The 1982-nt window shown below is 78.4% G+C and carries 2 protein-coding genes; both read left to right on the top strand.

The window, feature by feature from the left end; translation table 11 throughout:
• The first annotated feature begins 2 nt into the window (after positions 1-2).
• Positions 3-1103, top strand: a complete 1101-nt coding sequence (gene ygfZ / locus HGCM_RS16500; protein ID WP_019135268.1) for a CAF17-like 4Fe-4S cluster assembly/insertion protein YgfZ — start codon at positions 3-5, stop codon at positions 1101-1103.
• A 43-nt stretch (positions 1104-1146) separates the two neighbouring features.
• A partial coding sequence (locus tag HGCM_RS02260) for an FUSC family protein (RefSeq protein ID WP_040398908.1) occupies positions 1147-1982 on the top strand: 836 nt, incomplete at its 3' end.

Raw genomic sequence — 1982 nt, 5'->3', positions numbered from 1 at the left:
CCGTGGCCGGCTCGGGGCCCGACGCGGGCGTCGCCTGGCACTACGGCGACCCGACCGCCGAGCAGCGGGCGCTCACGCGCGGCGGCGCGGTCGTCGACCAGTCGCACCTCGGCGTGGTCCGCGTGGCCGGCCCCGACCGGCTCACGTGGCTGCACTCGATCACCTCGCAGGACGTCGCCCAGCTGCCCCCGCGCACGTCGACCGAGCTGCTCGTCCTGAGCCCGCAGGGGCACGTCGAGCACGCCGCGGGCGTCGTCGACGACGGCGAGGCGACCTGGCTGCTCACCGAGACCCCCGAGGGCCTCGCGGCGTGGCTCGACCGCATGCGGTTCACGCTGCGCGTCGAGGTGGCGGACGTGACGGACGCGTGGGCGGCGATCGGCGAGCCGGTCGACGCAGAGGGCGCCGAGGGCGAGCCCGTCACGTGGCGCGACCCGTGGCCGGCGACGGCCGCGGGCGGCACCCGGTACGGGCCGGCCGACGACGAGCACCCGGGCGCCGACCGCGCGTGGCGGCTCGTGCTCGTGCCGCGCGAGCGGCTCGTGGACGAGGTCCGGGCGCGCGAGGCCGCGGGCTGGCCCCTCGTCGGCACGTGGGCGAGCGAGGCCGTGCGCGTCGAGGCGTGGCGGCCGCGGGCGTCGCGCGAGGTCGACCACCGCACGGTGCCGCACGAGCTCGACTGGCTGCGCACCGCGGTGCACCTGCACAAGGGCTGCTACCGCGGGCAGGAGACCGTCGCGCGCGTGCACAACCTCGGCCGGCCGCCGCGGCGGCTCGTGATGCTGCACCTGGACGGCTCCGGTCACCTGCTGCCCGAGCCCGGCGCGGCCGTCCACCTCGTCGAGGGGACGCAGGCGGACCCCGTCCCGGGCCGCGAGGTCGGGCACGTGACGTCGGTCGCCCGTCACCACGAGCTCGGCCCGGTCGCGCTCGCCGTGGTCAAGCGGTCGGCGCCCGTCGACGAGCGGCTGGTCGTCGACTGCGAGGGCGGCGTCGTGGCGGCCGCGCAGGAGGTCGTCGTGCCGGGGGAGGGCGTGTCGGTCGACCGCCCGGCCGAGCGGGGCCCGCTCGCGCGCGGGCTGGGCCACCGACCGAGCCTGTGAACGCCCAGAGCGCGACCCGGCTCCCGGCCCGGTCGCGCGCGCGATGAGCGACGTCGGCGACCTGCGGGACGTGCGCGACCTGCGGGTGCTGGGCGAGGCCCGCATCCGGCAGGGCTGGTCGCGGGTCCGCTCGTCCTGGTGGCCGATCCTGCAGGCGGCGCTCGGCGGCGCCGTGGCGTTCGCGATCGCCCGCTACGCGCTGCACCACCCGTACCCCTTCTTCGCGCCCGTCAGCACGTGGGTCGCGCTCGGCTTCACGGCCAACCGGTCCGTCCGGCGGGTCGCCGAGCTCGCGGTCGGGGTCGCGCTGGGCGTCGCGCTCGGCGACGTCGTCGTCCACGTCATCGGCTCGGGGGCGTGGCAGGTCGCCGTGGTCCTGTTCGTCGCGGCGGTGCTCGCGCGGTTCCTCGACCGCGGGCCGATGCTCACCACGCAGGCGGGCGTGCAGGCGATCGTCATCGTCGGGCTGCCCGCGTCGGTCGCGACGGGCGGCCCGGTCGGGCGCTGGCTCGACGCGGTGGTCGGCGGCGCCGTGGCGCTCGCCGTCGCGCTGCTCACGCCGGCCAACCCGGTCCGCGCCCCGCGCGCGCTGGGCCGCACCGCCGTGGAGGAGGTCGCCGCGGTGCTGCACACCCTCGCGCGCGGCTTCTCGACGCACGACCACGAGGTCGTCGAGCACGGGCTGGTGCAGGCGCGGGCCACGCAGCCGGCGCTCGCGGAGTGGAGCTCGGTCACCGTCGAGGCGTCGGACCTCGCGCGCATCTCACCCGCCAACCGGCGGCACCACGGCGACCTCGCGGCGCTCGCCCGCACGGCGGAGCGGATCGACCGGGCCGCCCGCTCGGGGCGCGTGCTGGCCCGACGCTCGCTGCCGCTGCT

Origin of the sequence: Cellulomonas massiliensis JC225, from assembly GCF_000312005.1 — a bacterium.
GTDB lineage: Bacteria > Actinomycetota > Actinomycetes > Actinomycetales > Cellulomonadaceae > Cellulomonas > Cellulomonas massiliensis.
This window is presented reverse-complemented; position numbering and strand designations above follow the sequence as displayed.